Source organism: Clostridium thermarum, assembly GCF_006351925.1.
GTDB classification, from domain to species: Bacteria; Bacillota; Clostridia; order Clostridiales; family Clostridiaceae; genus Clostridium_AU; species Clostridium_AU thermarum.
Genome location: NZ_CP040924.1, coordinates 3,019,577 through 3,042,195, shown reverse-complemented (window position 1 = coordinate 3,042,195; position 22,619 = coordinate 3,019,577). Strand labels below are relative to the sequence as shown.

Below are 22,619 nucleotides of genomic sequence, written 5' to 3'. Positions count from 1 at the left end.
AAAAATCATTTGACAGGTTTTTGTTTTTATGATGGTGATTTTATTATTAATAAAGAGGCGATTATTGATGTCTAACATTTTTTATAGACCAAAGGATGCCTATGTAGGTGACTTTATACCTTATTATGAGAAAGGAGAGTTTAAGCTATTTTATCTGCATGGTTGGAGAGAAAACTATGATCCTTCTAAGGATATAGGGTGGTTTCTTATTACAACGAGAGACTTTATTAACTTTGAAGAATATGGAAGTTGTAAGATTAAAGGAGGTACTGGCAGCATTATCAAAGCTGAAGGAATATGTCACATGTTTTATTGTATTTTTCCTGACAATAAACAACTGGTTTGTCATGCCACTAGTACAGACTTAATTAATTGGACAATGATTCCTTAGGATACCTTTGGTCCGGATGATGAAATATATGAATTGTCAGATTGGAGAGATCCTCACGTGTTCTGGAATGAGGAAACTAAAGAGTACTGGATGCTTTTAGCGGCCAGAGTCAAGTCAGCTTCTAATAGAGATGGCTGTGTAGCTCTTTGTACTTCAAATGATTTGAAAAAATGGAATATAAGCGAGCCTTTATATTCACCTAAGATACATGTTAGTGCTCATGAGTGCCCTGATATCTTTAAATTAGGAGACTGGTGGTATTTAGTATACTCTTCCTACACTGATAGATTTGGAACCTTTTATAGAATGAGTAAATCACTATCTGAACCGTGGATAAGTCCTGAAGTAGACATCTTTGACGGTAGGGCCTTTTATGCGGATAAAAGTGGTTTTGACGGAGAAAACTATTATTTGTTTGGGTGGAATCCTACTAAGACAGAAGACTTATTCAACTGGAACCCACAAGGCTATGATGGATTTGATTATAACACCTGGGATTGGGGAGGTAACCTAATTGTGCATCAGCTTATACAAAGGAGCGACGGTAGCTTGACTGTGAAATGCCCGGCTTCTATAGAGAATAAATTTCAAAAACTTGTGATTCAAAGCTTTGTGCCTGTATTGGGAAAATGGAATATTGATAATAATAACTTGAGTGTACGTTCTGTAGATGGATTTTCATGCTCTCTTGCTGGAAATATACCGGATGTATGTATGATAGAAGGAAGATTGCTATTTGGTCCTGGCACAAAGTCTTTGGGCATAGTTTTACAGGCTGATGAGGTTGTGGACAAAGGATATTATATAAAATTTGAGCCTGCCAGAGATAGGGTCACCTTCAGTTCTCATATTATGCAGAGCGAAGAAGGTGGAAAGACCTTCCCCTATGAAGTGGAACTAGAGAGGTCAATTAAATTGATGCCAGGTAAAAACTATAAAATAAAAGTTTTTATAGATGGTAATATTAACATTAAAAAGTGTATGATTTAGTAAGGAGTTTTTTTAGAAAGATTATTTTAAGTTTGCGTATTGACAAGGATTTCAGGAACATGTACAATTAAGTTAATCGATTGCGCAACGCTTCGTTGAAACTCAGTTAGGGGGTGAAAGAATGACAGCAAGCATGAAAGATGTTGCAGAGAGGGCAGAAGTATCAACGGCTACGGTATCCCATGTTATAAATAACACCAGATACGTGTCAGAAGAAATTAGACAGCGTGTACTTCAAGCCATGAAGGAGCTTAATTATAGGCCTAATTCTATTGCTAGAAGTTTAAGAAGTCAAAAATCAAATACTATAGCCTTAATTGTACCTATCTTAGTAGAGGATACTTCCAGTTTCTTTTTTATGTCTGTGGCGCAAGGTATAGAAAATACCCTTAAAAAGCATGGGTATAACCTGATTCTAAGTAATTCTAACGAGAATCTTGAGACTGAGAAGGAGCAAATAAGAACCTTAAATTCTCAGCTTATTGACGGTTTAATAATAGCACCAACTGCAGAAGAGCATAGCTATTTAAATGAAGTACTAAATGGTGCTTATCCGGTAGTATTTATCGATAGAAGACCTAGAGGTATAGAGGGAGACTGTGTACTATCTGATGGTTATAGAGGAACATATGATGCAATTACAAAGCTTATAGACAAAGGACATAAGAAAATAGGATTTATCACAGGACCACTGGGTATAACTACTAGTGATGAAAGATTTGAAGGCTATAAAAGAGCTATTATAGATAATGGACTTCAGATGGAATTTTCCTTAATAAAGGAAACTGAAGCAACTTATAAGAATGGCTACGAGCTAGCAAAGAAGCTAGTTACAGAAGAAAAGGTTACAGCTATATTTGCTGCAAACAATGTTATGACCATAGGAACCTTGAAGCTTTTACAAGATATGGATATCAAAATTCCTGAGCAGGTCAGTGTTATCGGATTTGATGATTATGATTGGACGAGAATAACAACGCCACCACTGTCTGTTGTGAAGCAGTTTCCATTTGATCTTGGAACCAAGGCAGCAGAAGTGTTACTTAGCAGAATAAGTAATCGAGATAATCAATATAAAGAGTATAGATTGCCAACAGAATTAGTTCTTAGAAAGTCTTTCTAAGAACTAAGTTTAAAAATTTCAATTAATCGATTAACTACCACGCAATAAAGATAGGGGGATAAAGAAGTGAATAATTTGACCATCGAACAGATGGAAGGAAAAGTTAAGACAAAGAAGAAAAAACTAAGTGCTTTTCAAAAGATGAAGAGGAGTTATCAGCTGTACTTATTAATATTACCGACGTTTATCTACTTCATAATATTTAAGTACGTTCCCATGTATGGAGTCCTAATGGCCTTTAAGGATTTCGTTCCTTCTAAAGGTATCATGGGAAGCCCATGGGTGGGACTAAAACATTTTGAACGTTTCTTCAATTCCTTCCAATTTGAAGCACTTATCAAAAATACTGTTGGGTTAAGCGTATATCAATTGATAATTACTTTTCCAATACCGATTATTATAGCTCTTATGCTAAATCAGCTGGCTAAGGAAAAAGTAAAGAAGTTCATACAAACTACAATATATGCACCTTATTTTATCTCTACAGTAGTACTTGTAGGTATGATGCAAATATTTCTGTCTCCATCTAGTGGATTTATAAATAACATTATTCAAGCTTTTGGTGGAGAACCAATTTATTTCTTTGCTTCTCCGAAGTGGTTCCGGCCATTATATATATTATCCAGTGTATGGCAGGGAACCGGTTGGGCAACAGTAATTTATATTGCTGCATTATCCGGAGTAGACCCACAGCTTCATGAAGCTGCCATTGTTGATGGTGCAAGTAAGTTTAAACGTATTTTAACTGTAGATGTACCAGCAATAATGCCGGTTATTGTAATACAGTTGATATTATCACTAGGAAATGTGATGAATGTAGGATTTGAAAAGGCATATTTGATGCAGACGGATTTGAACCTTGATACTTCAGAAATAATTGGCACCTATATATATAAAGTCGGCCTTCAGCAATCTCAGTACTCATTCTCTACAGCAGTTAACCTGTTTCTGGCAGTAATAAATGTTATATTACTTGTATCAGTTAATAAAATAGTTAAAAAGTTCAGCGAATCAAGTCTATGGTAAAGGAGTTGAAAGGGTTGTTTAATGCGAAAAGAAGAACAAGGGAAGATGTTATATTCGATATAATAAACTATTCCGTACTTGGAGTTGCCTGCGTGGTAGTATTATATCCCATCTATTTTATGGTTATAGCGTCCTTTAGCGATCCAAATCTGGTAGCTACAGGAAATGTATGGGCTTTCCCAAAAGGACTTACCATCGAAGGTTATAAGAGAATATTTAATGATGGCTCTATTTGGAGAGGCTATGGAAATTCAATAATTTATGCAGGGTTAGGTGCATTGGTAAGTGTTGTTATGACTATCACTGGCGCATATCCCTTATCCAGAAAAGACTTCTATGGAAGAAATTTCTTTATGATTGTATTCCTATTTACAATGTTCTTTGGTGGAGGACTTATACCAACTTATTTACTGGTAAAAAATTTAGGTATGACAAATAAACTATGGTCCATGATAATACCTGGCGCAGTGTCTGTATGGAATGTAATAATAGCCAGAACCTTTTTTCAATCAACCATACCGGACGAGTTAAGAGAAGCAGCGGCAATTGACGGATGCTCAGATATTGGTTTCTTTCTCAAAATAGTAATACCACTTTCAAAACCAATAATTGCAGTATTGGCCCTTTATACTATAGTTGGACAATGGAATGGATACTTCGATGCCTTGATCTATTTGGGCGATGAAAAAAAATATCCACTTCAGCTTATACTTAGAAATATATTAATACAAGCTGAACCTGAGAAAGGAATGTTGGTGGATGTAGAAACACTTATGGCAAAGCAAAGGGCTAAAGAGTTATTAAAATATGGGGTGATAATGGTTTCATCCTTACCACTTCTAATAATATATCCTTTTATACAGAAGTACTTTGTAAAAGGAGTTATGATTGGGTCTATTAAAGGTTAAAAATAAAAAAACAAAGGAGAAGAAAAATGAAAAAAAGAAGATTATCACTAATGTTGGCACTACTGATTACATCCAGTTTATTTGCAGCAGGTTGCAAAAAGAATACTACAGACACAACAGAAAATAACACTATTACAAATAACCTTAATGAAACAGGCCTACCGATAGTTAATGAAAAAATAACGCTGAAGATAGTATCGCCAAAGGCGCCTCTAGCTCCAAACTATAATGAAATGACATTGTTCAAGAACTTGGAAGAAACCACAAACGTTCATATTGAGTGGAATAACATACCTGAAGCTGATTATCAAGAAAAGAAGAACCTCCTATTGGCCAGCGGTGACCTTCCGGATGCTTTCTATAATGCAGGCTTTTCAGACTTTGACTTAACAAAATACAGCGAAGATGGAACGATAATACCACTAGATGATTTAATAGATAAATACATGCCAAATGTTAAGAAGCTTCTTGAAAATAACCCGGACATAAAAGATTTCATAACTTCACCAGACGGAAAGATATACTCCCTTCCACATGGTGAAGAAATGGGAAGTGGACAAGAGTGGATAGCGGCAAACCCATACTTCTTTTTCATAAATAAAAATTGGTTAGACAAACTAGGTATGGAAGTACCAACAACTTTAGATGAGTTACATGATGTGCTAGTAGCCTTTAGAGATAAGGACCCAAATGGAAACGGCAAGAAAGATGAAAATCCAATGAGCTTCATACACATGTGGTGGTGTGCTGATATAGGAAACTTCTTTGGTTCCTTTGGACTTGGAGATCCTAATGATCACTTAGCTGTAATAGACGGAAAAATAGTTTATACAGCAGCACAGGAACAGTACAAAGAAGCAATAGCATATTTCCATAAATGGGTAGAAGAAAGCCTAATAGACAAAGAATCCTTTACACAAACCAGTGATCCAAATGCATTGTTTGCAAAGGGTAAGACACCGGAAGTGACATTAGGTTCATTTATTTGGTGGGAAGAAACAGAAATAGTAGGGCCGGATAGAGAAAAGGACTATGTACTAGTAGGACCATTAAAGGGACCTAATGGAGAACAAAAGATAGCAAGAATGAATGGATCACCGTTCTCAAGAGGAAGCTTTGTAATTACAAAGGACAATAAGTACCCAGAAGTAACAGCAAGATGGATAGATCAGCATTACGAGCCAAAGATGACTGCACAAATGCACTGGGGACCAATAGGAGAAGTATATGAAGAGAAAGATGGAAAACTAGTGAATCTGCCATTACCGGAAGGAGTAGCAATGGGAGAATTCAGACAGAAGGTAGCACCAAACGGAGTTGGTGTAGTAACAGCGGAAGACTTTGAAACAATAGTAGATATGGAAGAAAGAGCGAAGGTAAGAATAGAGAGAGTAAAGACCTTTATACCATACATGGAAAAGGAAAACATTCCTGCATTATTCTTTACACCTGAAGAAGTAGAAAAGAAGAATCTAATAGAATCAGATCTTAAAGATTACGTAAACAAGAAGAGAGCACAGTGGTTGATGAGTGGTGGAATAGAGAAGGAATGGGATAGCTACATCAATGACCTAAAGAAAATAGGTTATGAAGAATATGTAAAGATCATTCAAACAGCTTACGATAGACAAGTTAGTAACAAGTAATCAATGTAATAGTGAGGGATAAGGCTAATAGTTGAATCCCTCACTAAAAAATATTGTAACGGTGGTGGATGTAATGATAAGTGCGTTGAGTAATTTAATAAAGGACTTAGTAGCTTACTGGAATTTTGATGAGGTAAAGGGCAAAATAGTTCATAATGTTATTTCCAATAAAAGTAGTTTAATAAATTATGTTTTTAATAATGCAAAGTTTAAATCATCCTCAGATCCTGTATGGCATAAAGGTATAAGAGGGAGTGCATTATTGTTTGATGGATGTTCTACATGGATAGAAGAGGATATAAATATCATTAGTGAAACAAACAATAAGATGTCCATACAAGCATGGGTAGCACCAAGATGCCACGAATATAGCCAGAATGGTGGCATAACTGCAATTATCAATCAACATAATGAAGAGAATACAGAGGGATTTATTTTAGGCCTAAATCACTTTGGAGTCCTCCAATTTAAAGTTGCAAGCAATGGTAGCTGGTATGGATTGAGGATAGAAGATAAACCGCTGCCTTTAAATAAATGGTCATATATAGCAGCTGTGTATGACGGAATTAATGGATTTATAGAATTATATATTAACGGAGAGAAGGTAGGGTATAAAGACTTACCTAAGAATTCACTTATAACTCCTACAAGTGAGAGATTAATTATTGGTAAAACTAATAACTCTCCAAAAATAAATGATATTTATGAAGTGAGCTGTTATTGCGGTTTACTGGATGAATTAAAAATATATAAATCAGCATTATCTAAAGAAGAGATTGAAATTTTATATAAAGGCTATTTAAGTGAATTTGGAGGGGAACTACCGCAACCTGATTTATTAATTGACAGGAACATATTTAAAGATGACAGATATAGACCAGTTTATCATTTTATCTCTCCAGGTTATTGGATGAATGAGCCTCATGGCCCTTTGTATTTTGAAGGTAAGTATCACTTGTTCTTTCAACACAATCCCCATGGACCGCTGTGGAGACAAATACATTGGGGGCATATGGTAAGTGATGATATGGTCCATTGGAAGGATGTTCCTTGTGCATTAACACCGGGAAAGGACGAAATTGATGCTAAAGGAGATTGGTCAGGCTGCACTATAGTCCATAATGGTGTTCCTACAATTATATATACAGCAGGAGATGGGCCAATATACAGTCAGTGCATTGCTTTGGCAACCAGTACTTTTAAAGAAGATGGAGATGTAGAATTAAAAAACTGGAAAAAATATCATAAACCAATTATTCTACAAGATAAACATATAGAGACGGAAGCTGGTGAAGTACACTTTGGGCAATTTAGAGACCCCTTCGTATGGCAGGAAGAAGGTGTCTACTACGCACTTATCGGTTCCGGAATAAAAAAGAATGACGAAAGCGTGGGTGGAACGGCACTTTTATATACCTCCAAAGATCTGTTTAATTGGGAATATAGAAAACCTTTGCATATAGGAGATTATAAGAGGCATCCGAAGACCGGTGAAGTTTGGGAGTTGCCTGTATTCTTACCTATAGGCAAGGATTCCAATGGAGTCGATAAGTATGTCCTTTTAATAAATCCTTGGTTCTTTAAACCAAGTCCTCATAATGTTAAATATGTTTGGTACTGGACAGGGACCTGGGATAAGAACAATTACAACTTTGTCTTAGACAGTGATGAGCCACAGCTTTTAGATGTTGGTGAACATTTTACAGGTCCAAGCGGAATGGTGGATCCAAAGGGAAGAACCATAATTTTTAGTATTGCCCAGGGAAAAAGACCTGCCATGGATGAAAATCTTTCTGGATGGGCCCATAATGGAGGATTACCAATAAGTGTGTTCCTAAGGGAAGATGGAAGAGTTGGAATAGAGCCTATCTCCGAACTTAAAACCTTAAGACAAGAAGAATATGTTAATTTGAAAGATATAACCTTACAAGAGGCAAATGAAGCTATTAAATTTATCAAAGATGATTGTATAGAGATTGAACTACAGATTAGTAGGGGACAGGCCGATGAAGTGGGAATAAGCTTAAGAAAAACGGCAGACGGTGAAGAAGAGACTTTATTATATTATAAATATGATACAAAAGAAATCCTGATTAATAGAAATAAGTCTACTCTTAATCCTGAATATGAAAAGGGCATACAGGGAGGAATTGTAGATATTGGTGAAGAGTTACTTAAGCTTCATATATTCTTGGACAAATCCATGATTGAGGTATATGTGAATAATCTGAAAGGACTAACCTCAAGAGTCTACCCTACGAGACGTGATGCACTAGGTTTATCTCTATGGACAGATAATAATTTTGGTAACTCATTAGTTAAAAGTTTGAGAATATGGAAACTAAAATCGGCATATTAAATATTTAACTTAGAGGGTGAATTGTAATGAGTAAACTTAGTAAAAGTCGTGTATATGTTGAGAAAAATAAAGATAAAGTAAATTCTGAATTCCGTTTAGGTTATCACGCCATGGCAGAGGTTGGCTGGATAAACGACCCTAATGGTTTTTGCTGGTATAATAGAGAATATCATCTGTTTTTTCAATACCATCCATACAGCAGTGAATGGGGACCAATGCATTGGGGCCATGTAAAGAGCAAGGATTTAATTAAATGGGAGCATCTGCCTGTAGCTTTAGCTCCTGATATGTATTATGATGCACAAGGATGTTTTTCTGGAAGTGCTATTGAGATAGATGGTAAACTATATTTAATGTATACCGGAAATTTAAATGGAGATCCTGAATATCCCGAAAGTAATCGTCAGGTACAGAATATTGCCATGTCTGAGGATGGAATTGAGTTTAAAAAGCTAAAGAATAATCCGGTTTTGGATACAAAAGATTTACCTGACCATGCACTTCCACAAGATTTTAGGGACCCTAAGATATTTAAACAAGGAGATACTTTTTATTCGATTATAGGGTCCAGACATCTGGACACTAGCGGACAGTTGCTGCTGTATAAGTCAAAAACACTGGAGAGTTGGGAGTACTTGGGAGTGCTTTTTCATAGTCAAAATAAATTTGGAAAAATGCTGGAGTGCCCTGACTTCTTCAAACTGCAAGATAAGGATGTAATAATCATGTCACCACAGTACTTGGAAAGAGACGGTGACAGATATAGTAATCTTCACTCTTGCGTATATATGTTGGGAAAAATGGATTTGGAAAATTGTAAGTATGATTATGAAATCATAGATCAATTAGACTTTGGATTTGATTTTTATGCACCACAAACTCTAGCTGATGACAAGGGAAGACGTATATTGATAGCCTGGATGCAAATGTGGGAAAGAAGTATGCCTACCAATGATAAGAGTCACGGCTGGGCAGGAGCTATGACATTGCCTAGAGAGTTAAAAATTATTGATGGAAAACTATATCAACTTCCTATTGAAGAAGTTAAGAACTACAGAGTAAATCCAGTTAGCTATCAAAATGTTAAAGTAAATGGTGATTTAAGCTTGAAAGGAGTAGAAGGACAATCTGTTGAGTTGGAGCTTGATATAGATGCTCTAAATGCAAATACCTTTGGGCTTAAGGTATTAATGGGTGAAGACCAGCAAACTGTCATCTACTATGACCGTACAGAAGGCAAAGTTATTTTAGACCGTTCTAAGAATGGTGAAGACATTACAGGAAGGGAATCTTTAGAATTTAACAAGGACATAAGGAAAGTACCGGTAGCACTGATGGACAATAAATTAAAACTAAGAATATTTATTGATAGATCTTCAGTGGAAGTATTTATACAAGAGGGTGAAAGAGTAATGACTGCCACCGTTTATCCAAAGGCTTACTCAAAGGCTATTGAGTTTTTCTCGGATGACAATATTTCCGTATGTAATCTTAATAAATGGGAAATCAAACCATAGGAGGTAATTATGTCAAGGGTATTCACAATAGGAGAAGCACTGATAGATTTTATACCAGAGCAAAAAGGGATTGCTTTAAAAGATGTCCTATCCTTTGAAAAAGCACCCGGCGGAGCACCGGCCAATGTTGCCGCTACAGTAGCAAGGCTTGGAGGAAATAGCTGTTTTATCGGAAAATTAGGTGAAGATGCATTTGGAGACTTTCTTGTTGAAACCCTTCAAGAAGTTGGTGTGGGAACAGCATATGTGCAGAGAACCGATCAGGCAAACACAGCACTTGCCTTTGTATCCTTAAAGGAGGACGGAGAAAGAGACTTTTCCTTCTATAGGAATCCAAGTGCAGACATGTTGCTGGATGAAAGTGAAATCAATCCCAAATGGTTTACAACAGGAGATATTCTTCATTTTTGCTCCGTAAGTCTTGTGGATGCACCGGTAAGAAAAGCACACGTAAAAGCTATCGAGGCGGTAAAAGAAAAGGGAGGCTTAATTTGTTTTGACCCCAATATAAGACTTCCACTATGGAAAGATTATTTGGAATATAAAAAAATCATTAAGACCTTTATAAAATATGCAGACATATTAAAAATAAGTGAAGATGAACTCCAATTCATAACTGATATAAATGAAGAAAAAGGAGCAATTCAATGGATTCTATCCTGCTTTGATATAAAGCTTTTGTTGATAACCAGAGGTGGAAAAGGAGTTACAGCTTACTACAAAGACCAAGAAATATCAGTGAAAGGTTTCAAAGTTATGGTTACAGATACCACCGGTGCCGGGGATTCCTTTATGGGATCATTTCTATATCAATTGATAGATAGAAGTATAGATTTGGAAGGTATATCATCACAGGTTATGGAGGAAGTTCTGACCTTTTCCAATGCAGTAGCAGCATTGACCACAACTAAGAAAGGTGCTATCAGTGCCTTACCAGTCATGGAAGAAGTAAATAAATTACTAGGTAAATAGAAACAATAAACAAGCATACTTGAGATGCTTGTTTATTGTTTTAAGAAAACCCTACGTTAGATGTGGGGTTCGGTAAATCTTAAGCGGTGAGACATGACATAAAAACTCCTTTTGATGTAGAATAAACTTGCGGTCTGGCAACTGCAAGCAAACATCAAAAGGAGGTCGTTAAAAGTGAACGACATACATAGTTTATCACATACGAAATGGAATTGTAAGTATCATGTAGTATTTGCGCCGAATTATGGAAGGATGGTATTTTATGGATAGGAAAAATTAGAGATTGGAGCGATACTAAGAGAGCTCTGTAAGTGGAAAGGAGTAAATATAATAGAAGCTCAAGTATGTCCAGATCATATACATATGCTACTTGAGATACCTCCTAAGGGGTAAAAGGTATCAAAATAACCCGTTGACGGGTAGCTGGTAACAGGGATTCGCATGTGCCAGATCGTTTATACGCCATTTAGGCGTGGCTAGTAGTAAAGGGCTACGCCCGTTAAGGCAAAACCACCGGCTATGCCGGTGGATATTTATTATCTTCAACTAAGTACATGCACTTTTATAGCCTCAGCTACACCATCTTCATCGTTAGTTAAAGTTATATAAACAGCATACCTCTTAACTTCCTCCGGTGCATTTTCCATAGCAACTCCAAGGCGCGCATATTCAATCATATTAATATCGTTATAGTTGTCCCCCATAGCAATAACTTCTGAACTGCTTAGATTAAACTTCTTGCATAAAAGCTCAATGACAGAGGTTTTCGAAGCAGTAGCCGGCATTATTTCCAAATAGGTTGGCTTAGAAGGATAAATGTTTAGCTTGTTACACAAATAATCCTTAAGGGGATTATTCAAAAGTTTGATACTGGCGGGTTCTGCCATGCATAAAATTTTGTTAGGGCCTGACTTATCTTTAGCCCAAAGATCAAGTAAGTCGTCAAAGTTAATAATAGTAGGTTCAATATTAGTTATTTCATTTTCTTGTTTTGCCCATTGATCCATGTCTGCTATATACCATTGATCTTCTTTGTACAGGCTTACATGAACACCGGCAGCCCTTGCTAAGCGGTATACCTGTCTAACTTCTTCTTCAGGAATAGTTATATCCAATAAGGGTGTTCCTTTGTCCAATACGTAAGCTCCGCTGTATCAAATTATTGGCTGTTCAATATTGAGTTCTTCAAGTAAAAATAAGATTCCCTTCCTATTCACCCTATATCTTAATTATACATCTTTTGTTGTATATAATTTTGAATTTGTTATAATATTAAAGTATATATTTATTTTGTCAAAAGAAGAGGTAATGCTTATGCCAAAGGATGTTAAAATACTTGCAATAGAGAGCAGCTGCGATGAAACTGCAGCGGCGGTAGTAGTAAACGGTAGAGAGGTGCTTTCAAATATTATAGCATCTCAAATTGATATACATAAAAAGTTCGGTGGAGTTGTACCGGAGGTGGCTTCCAGAAAACATGTGGAGGTTATCAATGCAGTGGTGCAGGAAGCATTGGAGGAAGCAAAGCTTGAAATTGGAGATATTGACGCTGTAGCCGTAACCTATGGACCGGGACTGGTTGGTGCTTTACTGGTAGGGCTTCAGTATGCGAAGGGACTTGCGTACTCCCTAAAGAAACCCTTGATTGGGGTCAATCATATAGAAGGCCATATCAGCGCAAATTTTATACAGCATAAGGATTTGGAACCGCCCTTTGTCTGTCTTGTAGTGTCCGGTGGACATACATTTATTGTACACATGAAGGGCTACGGAGAATTTGAAGTAATAGGAAAGACAAGGGATGACGCAGCAGGTGAGGCCTATGACAAGGTAGCCAGGGCCTTAGGATTGGGATACCCTGGTGGTCCAGTCATCGATAAGTTGGCTAAAGAAGGCAATGAAAATGCTATAAAGTTTCCACGATCAAATTTCCATGAGGAAACCTTGGACTTTTCCTTCAGCGGGCTCAAATCTGCAGTACTTAATTACTTGAATAAGATGGAGATGACTGGACAAGAAATAAATAAAGCAGACGTTGCGGCATCCTTCCAAAAGGCAGTGGTGGATGTGCTTACAGATAATGTTATCAAGACCTGCAGGATGAGAAAGGTAGATAAGATTGCCATTGCCGGTGGTGTTGCCTCCAATTCTGCACTAAGAAACAGCCTGGCTGCAGCCGGTGCTCAATACGGTATTGAAGTGTTGTTTCCGGCACCGATACTTTGCACCGATAATGCAGCAATGATAGGAAGTGCAGCTTATTTTGAGTATTTGAGAGGAGTCAGATCTTCGCTTAACCTGAACGCCATGCCAAATTTAAAGCTTGGGGAGAGATAAAATCATTACACCAATATAGATAAATGTTTTAAGAAACAGTTGATGGTCAAGCTTTTATGCCATCAACTGTTTCTTAAAACAAAGCATTATATTAGAGCCACTAGACCTCAAAGGTGGAGTTATCAATAAACTTCCACTCTTTTTTTATTGCTCTAAGATCCTCCATTAATTTAAACAAAGAAAGATCTTTCTTTTTAGCCTCCAGCATTATATCAATATCTTTACCATAGGGTTTACATATATCTATAAAGCGGATAAAGTCTTCAGCTACAATGAAATCAGAGTGCTTTCTATCCAGCGGCGATTCTTTGGGACTGGAGAAATGAAATTTTGGAGGCAGTTTTTCAGTGTCCCAGGTTGACAGAGTATCTCCTATAAACTCTTCAATGGATTCACCATTGTTGTTGCAGTTATGATGATGTATATCAAAAACCATAGGCACCCCTAGAGTTTTACACAGTTCAAGAGTCTCTAAAGCTGTAAAGGTTTTGTCATCATTCTCAAGTATCAGCCGCCTAGCAATTTCCTGAGGCATAGCCCTAAAATTTTCTATAAACCTTTTTAAGGCCACTTCTTTACCGCCTTCACTGCTGCCTACATGGAGCACCATCTTGCCTAAAGGGTAATCCAAATCCTCAAAGAGATGAACATGAAACCAGAGATTTCTGATAGTGCTTTTTACCACAGCAGGTTTAACACTGTTTATAACATTAAATTCATTGGGATGGGTATCAACTCTTAAATTATTAGTTCGGATAAAGGCTCCCAGCCTTTCAAAATCTTTCTTGAAGATCCTTCTGTAATCCCAGTCAGTAACATCAGGATGAGTGGCCAAAGGCACCAAGGAGGAGGTTATTCTATAAAAATGAATGTTGTTTTCCACATTATATTGGAGGATTTTATACAGGTCATCCAAATTTGTTAAGGTCACAGCCTTTATCTTTTCTAACTTCTTTTCATCTGAAGCCAATTTCTGATACAGCGTATAGGTTACATTACTTGAGGAAGTAACCTTGGGAAGCTTTAGAGCTATGGCAACATAGCCTAGTCTTACTCTCATAAAAGCACCTCAATTCTATTAAATTTATAATCATAGTTTATTATCTGCAGAATTCTATATTTTTACGGTGTTTAGAAGAATATAATTATGATATTATATTAGATGGGTAAAAGTATATTTGATTGTTATGCTTTCATGGGAGGGTTTAAGATGAAATTAGTATTTTCAACTAATATTTTTCATAGATATACAGAACAGAAAAAGCATTTTGGGCTAAAGATATTGGAAACTTCAATTTTCTTTATAATATTCTTATTTTTTTGTGGGGTGTTGTACCAATTTATAGCAACAGAATTGGACAAGAATCGTTTTAAAATGAAGGGAAAATTGTATTCTGTCGGTAGTTATAGATTGATGGCAAATACCAGCGGGTCCGGAAAATATTCCATAGTTTTTGAAAGTGACATAGGAACACCTATACAGCAGTGGAATAATGTTAAGGAAGAACTATCCAAAGACTATAGGGTATTCAGCTACGAAAGAAACGGTTACGGTTGGAGTGATTCCTCCGGGGAAGAAATGGACATACCTGGAGCTGTTAAGGATTTAAGAACAGCTTTAACCCGTGCTGGTGTCTCATCACCATATATTTTAGTTGGACATGGGTATGGAGGCTTAATAATCACTGAATTTGCTAGAAAATATCCACAGGAAGTAGCGGGTATTGTACTTGTGGATAGTTTAATGGAAGAAGATATAAAGTCAGAAGAATTTCAAAAGGGGATTTTAAAGGAGATATCTAAAATAGGAATATCCAGATTTTTTTCCTATGCAGGAGGCATAAGACTGGCTCATGAAATAAATTTATTAAAGGATAATGAGGAGTTTTTAAAAAATCTTACGGATACTGAAAAAGACCTATTCCACAGTCAAAAGGTTACCTCAAAATATTATGCTGCATATTATAAGGAACTAAAAGAGCTAAGTGGTTATGATTACAACATACAAACGGAGGGCATTTTGAAGGATAAGTTTGTGGAGATACTTACTCCGGCCCATAAATTTGCTGATGATGAGAAAGATAAGGCATATATTGAACAGCAAAAGAGCTTGGAGAGACTATCCTCAAAAGCAGAACAAACACTGGTAGAACGATGCGGAAGTTATATTCATATAGATAGACCTGATGCAATTGTAAATGCAGTGAATAGAATTGTTAAAAAGGTAGGTAAACTATGATGAAAATTGAAAAAAATTACGATTTACTCATGAAGTTATTTCTAGCGGCGGCCGGTGTTGCTGCTTATTTTTCGTATACTTTAGGGAAAAATACGGATAATAGGTACTACTTTGGTTTTATCATTGTGCTAATATTTATAATTATTAGCTACTTTTTTAAGGGCAAAAGAGATAGAGAAATAATGCTCCAGTATATAATGGAAAATTGGGGAAAGCCTCATAATAAAAAGAGAAATCTGGATATTGCAAGGAGATATTTTGATAGATTATCAGAGAATTGCACTGGGAAATATATAGATGACCAAACCTGGGAAGATTTAAACATGAACGATATCTACATAATGTTAGACAGAAACCTTACTACCGCTGGTGAACAGGTGTTGTATGACATACTGAGAAATCCTCTTTATGAAGAAGCGCCATTATTGAAAAGAAATAGCCTTATTAAGCTTTTACAAGAAGATAGGGAACTTAGGGAGAAGCTACAGGTAATATTGCACAAGGCAGGTAGACTAAAAGATAATGATCTTTTAGCTATATTATGGGGAGAGATGGATGTCAAGACTTACATGAGAGTAGTTACAAACTTGGCTGCTGTTATGCCCATGGTATTACCGATATTATTGTATTTTATATCTCCCTATGCTGCAATAATATCCTTTATTTTATGCTTTGGGATAAATGTATATATACATATGAATCACGGAGTGAAAAATGATGTAAGCATAAACTCTATTAGGTATCTTTCAGATTTAGTAAGGGCTGCTGGAGCAGCAAGCAAGCTTGAAAATGAAACATTAGGTACATATACCGGAGAATTGAAGCAAATATTCAGCAAGGTGGCTTCTATAGCAAAGAAAAGCACTAATATTGGTATTACAGAAGGATTGGATGTATTAATGGATTATTTCAAGATAATTTATCTTATAGAAGAGCGAAGCTATTATAGGGTAATTGATGACATAATAAAAAATAGAGAAGCATTGCAGAAAATGTACAGGCTAATAGGTGAGTTAGATAGCCTAATCTCCATAGCTTCCTATAGAGTAGAAATTGATACTTTTGCAGAACCTAAGTTTGTTCAAGGAAGAAGATTACTAAAGGCAGAGGGCTTAGTACATCCACTTCTTGAGAATCCTGTAACAAATAATATAAATATTGAAGAAGGCGGTGTAATAATTACCGGCTCAAATATGTCAGGAAAATCAACCTATCTTAGGGCCTTGGGCTTAAGTGCTTTAATGGCCCAAACCATCTATATGGTCACTGCTGATAAATATGAAGCCTGCTTTTACAATATAATGACCTCTATAAGCCCAAACGATAGTATCTTGCAAGGTAAAAGTTACTATCTTGGTGAAGCAGAGGCTGTGCTGAGAATCATAAACAGCTGCTCTGATGAAACACCGGTATTATGCATAGTAGATGAGATCTTCAGAGGTACAAACCCCGTGGAAAGAATAAGTGCTTCCGCAGAAATACTGAAATATATAATTAAACATAATGCTACTGCCATAGTAGCTACCCATGATTTGGAACTTACAGAACTTTTAGCAGAGAACTTTGAAAATTACTATTTCACAGAGAATGTAGACAGCGAAGAAGGTTTGCAGTTTGATTATAAAATAAGAAAAGGGGTATCAAACACCAGAAATGCCATAAGGCTTTTGGAGTACTTAGGTTATCCGGATGTTATTGTACAGGCTGCAGAAAAGCAGATCACAGGATGATACGCTACTGTGAAGGATATAAAATAAATAGTATGACGCTTTGTTTTAAGGAAAAGTTGATGGACAACCAATCCACTTTCCTTAAAAACTTTTTTTGTGCAAACTGTACAACCTATTGTGGTAGTGGACAAAGATTAACAAACTCATATACCCTAAGCTTATGATTGCTAAAAAGGCATATAGATATAATTTCGAGAAGTTTTACATATATCTTTTTATTCTTTGTCCCCTCCAGCCATTGAAGCCATGACAAATAGAAGTTTAGATATTTTGTTGCAACACCTCTAAACTTAAAGTGAATATTGGTCTTTATATAACGGCCTAGACTACTGGCGTTATGTATATGGTATTGTCCTTCCTTAACTTCTCTCCAATCTCTCATCTTATAAAGCTTGCAGTCAAGCTTTTTAGCAAGAGGTATGTAGCACATATTATTATTGGTACAAAGAGTTGACTTGGCAGTAACTTTATCACTAAGTAGTGAAAGCATGTTTGGAAATCTTGTCTTACAAGTATCAGCTACCTTTGTAAACATACTTTCTTGCCTGTCCCTACAGCAAAGCACTGAAACCTTATTGATATCCATGCGCTGACTTAAGCTGAGTTTTCGCTTTATGGCAGGTCGATTCATTTCAAACTTCCAATTCTTTGAATGATTCCCTTTAAAGCTTTCGATGAAGAAAATTTCATCAATTTCAACGATGCCTTTAAGTTTGCTTGGAAGCATGGGCATTAATGAATTAAGGATTTTATGTCTCCACTGAAAGGCGGTGGCTATATTTATCTTTAGTTCGGAGGAACAATGCCTTATTGTATTGGTACTGCACATCAACTTGAAATATTGATACCAGTACTCCAAGGGCTTTTTGCTGTAACTCATTGGGGTGTTGGTTCTATTGCAAAAGTGCTTTCCACAATCCTTACACTTATATCGCTGATTTTTTAAAGCATTAAGACCATATTTAACTATGTACTGGCTGCCGCAATGAGGACAAGACACCTTTCCTTCACCGGTACTGTGGTTACTAATTGATGATATGAATTCTTCTTCTGACAATTGGGTATTCAATTCAAATATACTATCTTTTAGCTCAATCAGCTGTTTGAGATCCATAATTTTAATTAATTCAAATAAGATTCTAATAAATATAGACAATTTAATCACCTCTAGATAAGAATATGGGAACAAGTGGGCTTCCAAACGCAAATTCGATATCTAGATTCTTGACTAAAAATGAGGAGTTTAATCATAAAAATATTAATTTAAGTGATATTTATGATATATTTCATGAATAGCTTGTCTACTTATAGACCATCAACTGTTCTTTAAAACAAAGCCTTATGCTGAAAATTCACCACCAAGGCATACCAACAAAGGAACAACCTGTACAAAGAAAAAAATCCAGTATTATACTGGATTTTTAAAAACTATTTACAGCAATAATTCAATACAAGCCTTGTGGTGGCTTCCAGTGACTCCATATGAGTTCTCTCATAGCCATGGGAAGCAAAAACGCCGGGGCCTATGAGGGCGGTCTTTACATCCCAGCCCGCTCTAAGAGCTGCAGAGGCATCGGAACCGTAGAAGGGATAAATATCAACTTTGTAGGGGATTTCCTCCTTAATGCAGATATCTATAAGTTTTGAACGTAAATCATAGTCATAGGGGCCGGAGGAGTCCTTAGCGCAAATACATACAGAATACTCTGAGGAATTTTGGTCTAAACCGGGAGCACCCATGTCTACGGCGATAAACTCCCTGGTGTTCTCCGGAATGCCGGCGGTAGCACCGTGGCCAACCTCCTCATAGTTACTTATGAAAAAGTTAACGGTGTGGGGAAGAGTTAAATTGTTAGTTTTTATATGCTCAATGCAGTGCAGCAGAGCAGCAGCACTAGCCTTGTCGTCTAAATATCTGCTCTTAATAAAGCCGTTTTCTGTGACAGTAAACCTAGTATCAATACATACGAAGTCACCAACATTAATTCCTAAGTTTTCCACATCTGCCTTAGAGAATATCTTTTCGTCTAAGATAATTTCCATATTCTCAGGAACTCTTTTTAAATCAGTAGCGTCGCTGCCACTGATATGGACAGAGGGCTTTGTACTTTGGATTGTGCCGCTGAAAGTCTTACCGCTTTGGGTTTCTATGACGCAATTTTCCCCCTCTACAGAAGCCATTAAAAATCCTCCGATTGGCACAAAAGAAAGGGCACCGTTGGATTTTATTGATTTTATCATTGCTCCTAAGGTATCCACATGTGCGGAAAAGGTTCTCTGATAATCCTTGTTTTCTCCTTCAAAGGACACCACTATGGCCCCTTTATTTGTAACTGTGTAGGGAACTTCTAAGCTTGAGAGTTCACTTTCTACGTATTTCATTACCTTGTGGGTATAGCCGGATGGACTACCAATGGCAATGAGATTCCTGAGGTAATGCAAAAATCTATCTCTATTAAAATTCATGTTATCACTCCTCTTATAATTTATGTGCTTATGATACTACAACAGAAAAAAATGTATAATAAAAAGCAACCGGTAAGGTTAATTACCGATTGTTTCTTATCAATATAGCATATTTAAGCTGACAGGGTCTATATAATACTTGCCGTTTTCTTTGATAACCTTTATACTCAGAGTTTCATCTTCATCGTCAACATTAGCAGTAACCTCAACAGTCACAACAGTTTGGCCATTTACATTTTTTGTCTTGCCAGCCTCGATATCTAATTTATTGATCCAGTTTTTACCCAGTTCATCCTTGAGCATTTCATCAAGATTCTCTAATTCCTCTTCAGTATCTTCTATATCATCTTGGAAATCTTGACGTTCCTCCTCATTTTCAAAATATATTGTTTTCAACATCAACTTACCATCCTGAGTGGAGACGGCCTTAAAGAAATTTCTTACAACTTTTTCGGGAGAAGAGTTAATTCCACCTAAAAGCCTGCTAAATATAAAGATAATAATCACTAAGCCAACAACACCGGCAGCACCCATAGCAATAAATAACGGAGTCTTACTTTTAGGGGCGTTCATTCCAATGCGGCTATGAGCCATAACAGGCTGTCCACCAAAAGTTTGACTTTGATAAGGTTGCCCAGTATAGTTCTGAGTGTTTGGCTGGCCAAAATCAGAACCTGTATTTGTGCTTAATTGATCTTGTTTGTTTTGAATTTTTGCACCACAATTTGTACAAAAAATTGAACTATCAGCCACTTGACTGCCACAATTTGTACAGAACATATAATTCCTCCTTGATTCTAGTATATATATGTATTATATCATCATATATTTATTATCACATCATATCATAAAAAATTCAATAATTTATAGTATTATTTTGGAATTATGATTAATTTAATAGGAGGTTACATTGACAAGTGAGTATAGAATTGATAATATTTTAGTATATTAACATAGTAAAGTGTTGAAGTATAAGTGGGGGGGGAATATGGGGAAGTGGAAAAAGAACATTCCAGATGGTACAAGAGATTTACTTTTTAAGGATTGCGCAAACAAGAGATATGTTGAAGAAGTATTAAAGAAAATATATATAGATAGAGGATTTTTAGAGATTATAACTCCAACCCTGGAGTTTTATGATGTGTTTGATGGTGAGAATGTTTGGATTGATCAGGAAAAGATGTATAAACTCTTTGACAATAAGGGGCGGATACTGGTATTAAGGCCTGATATAACCACTCCGGCAGCTAGGCTGGCAGGTACAAAATTGAAGGACAGCTTTTATCCCTTAAAGCTTTGTTACTGTCAAAATGTTTTCCGTACCAATGAAGATTTAAACGGAAAGAGAAATGAATTTACTCAATCCGGTACAGAAATAATAGGCTGCAGTGAACTGAGAGCAGACTTAGAGGTGATAGTAACTGCCATAAAGGCCTTGCTGGCTGTCAGGGTGAAAAACTTTAAGGTAGAGCTTGGACATATTGGATTTTTCAAGGGAATCATGGATGAATTAAAGCTGGAGCAAGAGGAGAAAGAAAAGATAAGAAAGTTCATCGAAGGCAAAAATTATGCAACATTGAAAGACTTTTTACAAAGTAAGGAGACTGTGCTGGGAAAAGAAAATATAGAGGTAATAAACAGTCTGCCGGCACTATTTGGAGACATCAGTGTGCTTGAAAGGGCAAAAGAGCTCACAGGAAGCTCAGTGGCCCAGAAGGCTTTAAAAAATATAGAAGCCATATATTATATGCTGGAAAGTATGGGAATCAGTGAGTATGTTTCTCTGGATTTAGGTATGGTCCACAACATTGATTATTATACCGGTCTTATATTCAGAGCTTATATTGAAGGCGCAGGAGATGACGTCCTCTATGGGGGCAGATATGACGGCCTGGTAAGCAATTTCGGCCTGGATGTTCCAGCTACTGGCTTTGCCATAAATGTAGACAGAATATTAGATGTGCTAAGAAAGCAAAACAGCAAAATAGGCAAGTCAATAACACCGGACTATATAATTCACAGCGATACAAAAGGCCTAGCTAGGGCCAATTTACTTCTGGAATATATAACGTCCAAGGGATATAGGACAGAGCTTTCCCTTTTCTCAGCAGAAGAAGAAACCATTGATTATGCAGCAAAGAGAAAGATAAAAGAGGTACTTTTTATAGAAGGCACTGAAGAAGTGTATATTTATAACCTTGAAAGAAAGGTAAGGGATAAATTCACATTGGTGGAGGGGCAGCCATGAAAAATTTAAAGATTGCTTTAACTAAAGGAAGATTGGAAACCGGTGCTGTTGAGATATTTGAGGGGGCAGGTATTGACTGCAGCGAGCTTAAGCACAAGGGCAGAAGACTTGTATTTCATCAAGGACAAAATAACCTGGATTTTTTCTTGGCAAAGGCCAATGATGTGATTACCTATGTTGAACATGGGGTGGCTGATATAGGAATTGTAGGTAAGGACACATTGATGGAGGCCGGGAAAAACTATTACGAAGTAGTAGATTTAAAAATAGGTAAATGTAAATTCATAGTTGCGTCTAAGAAGGGCATAAACCTATACAGTGGTTATAATCAAAAGAAAATTGCTACAAAGTATCCGGAAGTGGCCCGCAAATATTTTGCTGAGAAGGGACTGGATGTAGAGATAATTAAGATTGAGGGTTCAGTAGAACTTGCGCCTATCCTTGGTTTGGCAGATGCCATAGTAGATATTATGGAAACCGGTACTACCCTAAAGGAGAATGGATTGGTAGTGTTGGAGGAAATATGTGATATAAGCGCAAGGATTATAGTCAATGTAGCAAGTCTAAAGATGAAAAAGGAGGAGATAGAAGCACTGATAAATAGGATACAGGATTACGTAGAAAGACAAAAGCAATAGAATTTGGGGATATAAATTGTAAGGGGGCA

Annotated in this window: 18 protein-coding genes and 2 pseudogenes; 15 read left to right on the top strand and 5 right to left on the bottom strand. The window is 36.5% G+C overall.

Features of this window, described 5'->3' with window-relative positions:
* Positions 1-67: 67 nt before the first annotated feature.
* From FHY60_RS13780 to tnpA, 10 genes and pseudogenes are all read left to right on the top strand, one after another.
* On the top strand, positions 68-391 hold the full coding sequence (locus FHY60_RS13780; RefSeq protein ID WP_139905567.1) for a glycoside hydrolase family protein: 324 nt from the start codon (positions 68-70) through the stop codon (positions 389-391).
* A gap of 33 nt (positions 392-424) precedes the next feature.
* Entirely contained in the window at positions 425-1,381 is a 957-nt protein-coding gene (locus FHY60_RS13775; RefSeq protein ID WP_180375410.1) for a glycoside hydrolase family protein, read from the top strand.
* 121 nt (positions 1,382-1,502) lie between these two features.
* Positions 1,503-2,504 (top strand): LacI family DNA-binding transcriptional regulator, encoded by a 1,002-nt coding sequence (locus FHY60_RS13770; RefSeq protein ID WP_139905565.1) that lies wholly within the window; start codon positions 1,503-1,505, stop codon positions 2,502-2,504.
* Positions 2,505-2,570: 66 nt separating this feature from the next.
* Positions 2,571-3,530 (top strand): ABC transporter permease, encoded by a 960-nt coding sequence (locus FHY60_RS13765; RefSeq protein WP_243122156.1) that lies wholly within the window; start codon positions 2,571-2,573, stop codon positions 3,528-3,530.
* 14 nt (positions 3,531-3,544) lie between these two features.
* On the top strand, positions 3,545-4,438 hold the full coding sequence (locus FHY60_RS13760; RefSeq protein ID WP_243122155.1) for a carbohydrate ABC transporter permease: 894 nt from the start codon (positions 3,545-3,547) through the stop codon (positions 4,436-4,438).
* A gap of 26 nt (positions 4,439-4,464) precedes the next feature.
* Positions 4,465-6,084, top strand: a complete 1,620-nt coding sequence (locus tag FHY60_RS13755; RefSeq protein ID WP_139905563.1) for an ABC transporter substrate-binding protein — start codon at positions 4,465-4,467, stop codon at positions 6,082-6,084.
* 73 nt (positions 6,085-6,157) lie between these two features.
* Positions 6,158-8,443: a GH32 C-terminal domain-containing protein gene (locus FHY60_RS13750; RefSeq protein WP_139905562.1), complete on the top strand. Its 2,286-nt coding sequence runs from the start codon at positions 6,158-6,160 to the stop codon at positions 8,441-8,443.
* 26 nt (positions 8,444-8,469) lie between these two features.
* Positions 8,470-9,960, top strand: coding sequence for a glycoside hydrolase family 32 protein (locus FHY60_RS13745; protein ID WP_139905561.1), 1,491 nt, complete (start codon positions 8,470-8,472; stop codon positions 9,958-9,960).
* Positions 9,961-9,969: 9 nt separating this feature from the next.
* The gene (locus FHY60_RS13740) at positions 9,970-10,932 is read left to right on the top strand and encodes an aminoimidazole riboside kinase (RefSeq protein ID WP_139905560.1); all 963 of its coding nucleotides are present in this window, start codon (positions 9,970-9,972) and stop codon (positions 10,930-10,932) included.
* A gap of 174 nt (positions 10,933-11,106) precedes the next feature.
* Positions 11,107-11,319 (top strand): annotated as a pseudogene (gene tnpA, locus FHY60_RS13735) (IS200/IS605 family transposase); the annotation flags it as partial.
* Positions 11,320-11,474: 155 nt separating this feature from the next.
* Here tnpA and FHY60_RS13730 read toward each other — a convergent pair.
* Positions 11,475-12,071 (bottom strand): annotated as a pseudogene (locus FHY60_RS13730) (HAD-IIB family hydrolase); the annotation flags it as partial.
* Positions 12,072-12,246: 175 nt separating this feature from the next.
* Here FHY60_RS13730 and tsaD point away from each other — a divergent pair.
* Complete coding sequence (gene tsaD, locus FHY60_RS13725; protein ID WP_139905558.1) at positions 12,247-13,269, top strand: tRNA (adenosine(37)-N6)-threonylcarbamoyltransferase complex transferase subunit TsaD; 1,023 nt, start codon at positions 12,247-12,249, stop codon at positions 13,267-13,269.
* A 100-nt stretch (positions 13,270-13,369) separates the two neighbouring features.
* Here tsaD and uvsE read toward each other — a convergent pair whose 3' ends face one another.
* Positions 13,370-14,329: a UV DNA damage repair endonuclease UvsE gene (uvsE, locus tag FHY60_RS13720; RefSeq protein ID WP_139905557.1), complete on the bottom strand. Its 960-nt coding sequence runs from the start codon at positions 14,327-14,329 to the stop codon at positions 13,370-13,372.
* Positions 14,330-14,479: 150 nt separating this feature from the next.
* Here uvsE and FHY60_RS13715 point away from each other — a divergent pair, with 150 nt between their 5' ends.
* Entirely contained in the window at positions 14,480-15,508 is a 1,029-nt protein-coding gene (locus FHY60_RS13715) for an alpha/beta fold hydrolase (protein WP_163216118.1), read from the top strand.
* The gene (locus FHY60_RS13710; protein WP_139905555.1) at positions 15,505-17,238 is read left to right on the top strand and encodes a MutS-related protein; all 1,734 of its coding nucleotides are present in this window, start codon (positions 15,505-15,507) and stop codon (positions 17,236-17,238) included. The genes FHY60_RS13715 and FHY60_RS13710 overlap by 4 nt, the downstream gene beginning before the upstream one ends.
* Before the next feature lie 112 nt (positions 17,239-17,350).
* Here FHY60_RS13710 and FHY60_RS13705 read toward each other — a convergent pair whose 3' ends face one another.
* From FHY60_RS13705 to FHY60_RS13695, 3 genes are all read right to left on the bottom strand, one after another.
* Positions 17,351-18,394, bottom strand: a complete 1,044-nt coding sequence (locus FHY60_RS13705; RefSeq protein ID WP_139905554.1) for an IS1595 family transposase — start codon at positions 18,392-18,394, stop codon at positions 17,351-17,353.
* Positions 18,395-18,666: 272 nt separating this feature from the next.
* Positions 18,667-19,704, bottom strand: coding sequence for a M42 family metallopeptidase (locus tag FHY60_RS13700; protein ID WP_139905553.1), 1,038 nt, complete (start codon positions 19,702-19,704; stop codon positions 18,667-18,669).
* Positions 19,705-19,803: 99 nt separating this feature from the next.
* On the bottom strand, positions 19,804-20,484 hold the full coding sequence (locus FHY60_RS13695) for a zinc-ribbon domain-containing protein (protein WP_139906466.1): 681 nt from the start codon (positions 20,482-20,484) through the stop codon (positions 19,804-19,806).
* A 208-nt stretch (positions 20,485-20,692) separates the two neighbouring features.
* Between FHY60_RS13695 and FHY60_RS13690 the strand changes: the two genes are divergently transcribed.
* Entirely contained in the window at positions 20,693-21,952 is a 1,260-nt protein-coding gene (locus FHY60_RS13690) for an ATP phosphoribosyltransferase regulatory subunit (protein WP_139905552.1), read from the top strand.
* Positions 21,949-22,590: an ATP phosphoribosyltransferase gene (gene hisG, locus FHY60_RS13685; RefSeq protein ID WP_139905551.1), complete on the top strand. Its 642-nt coding sequence runs from the start codon at positions 21,949-21,951 to the stop codon at positions 22,588-22,590. The genes FHY60_RS13690 and hisG overlap by 4 nt, the downstream gene beginning before the upstream one ends.
* Positions 22,591-22,619: the final 29 nt, after the last annotated feature.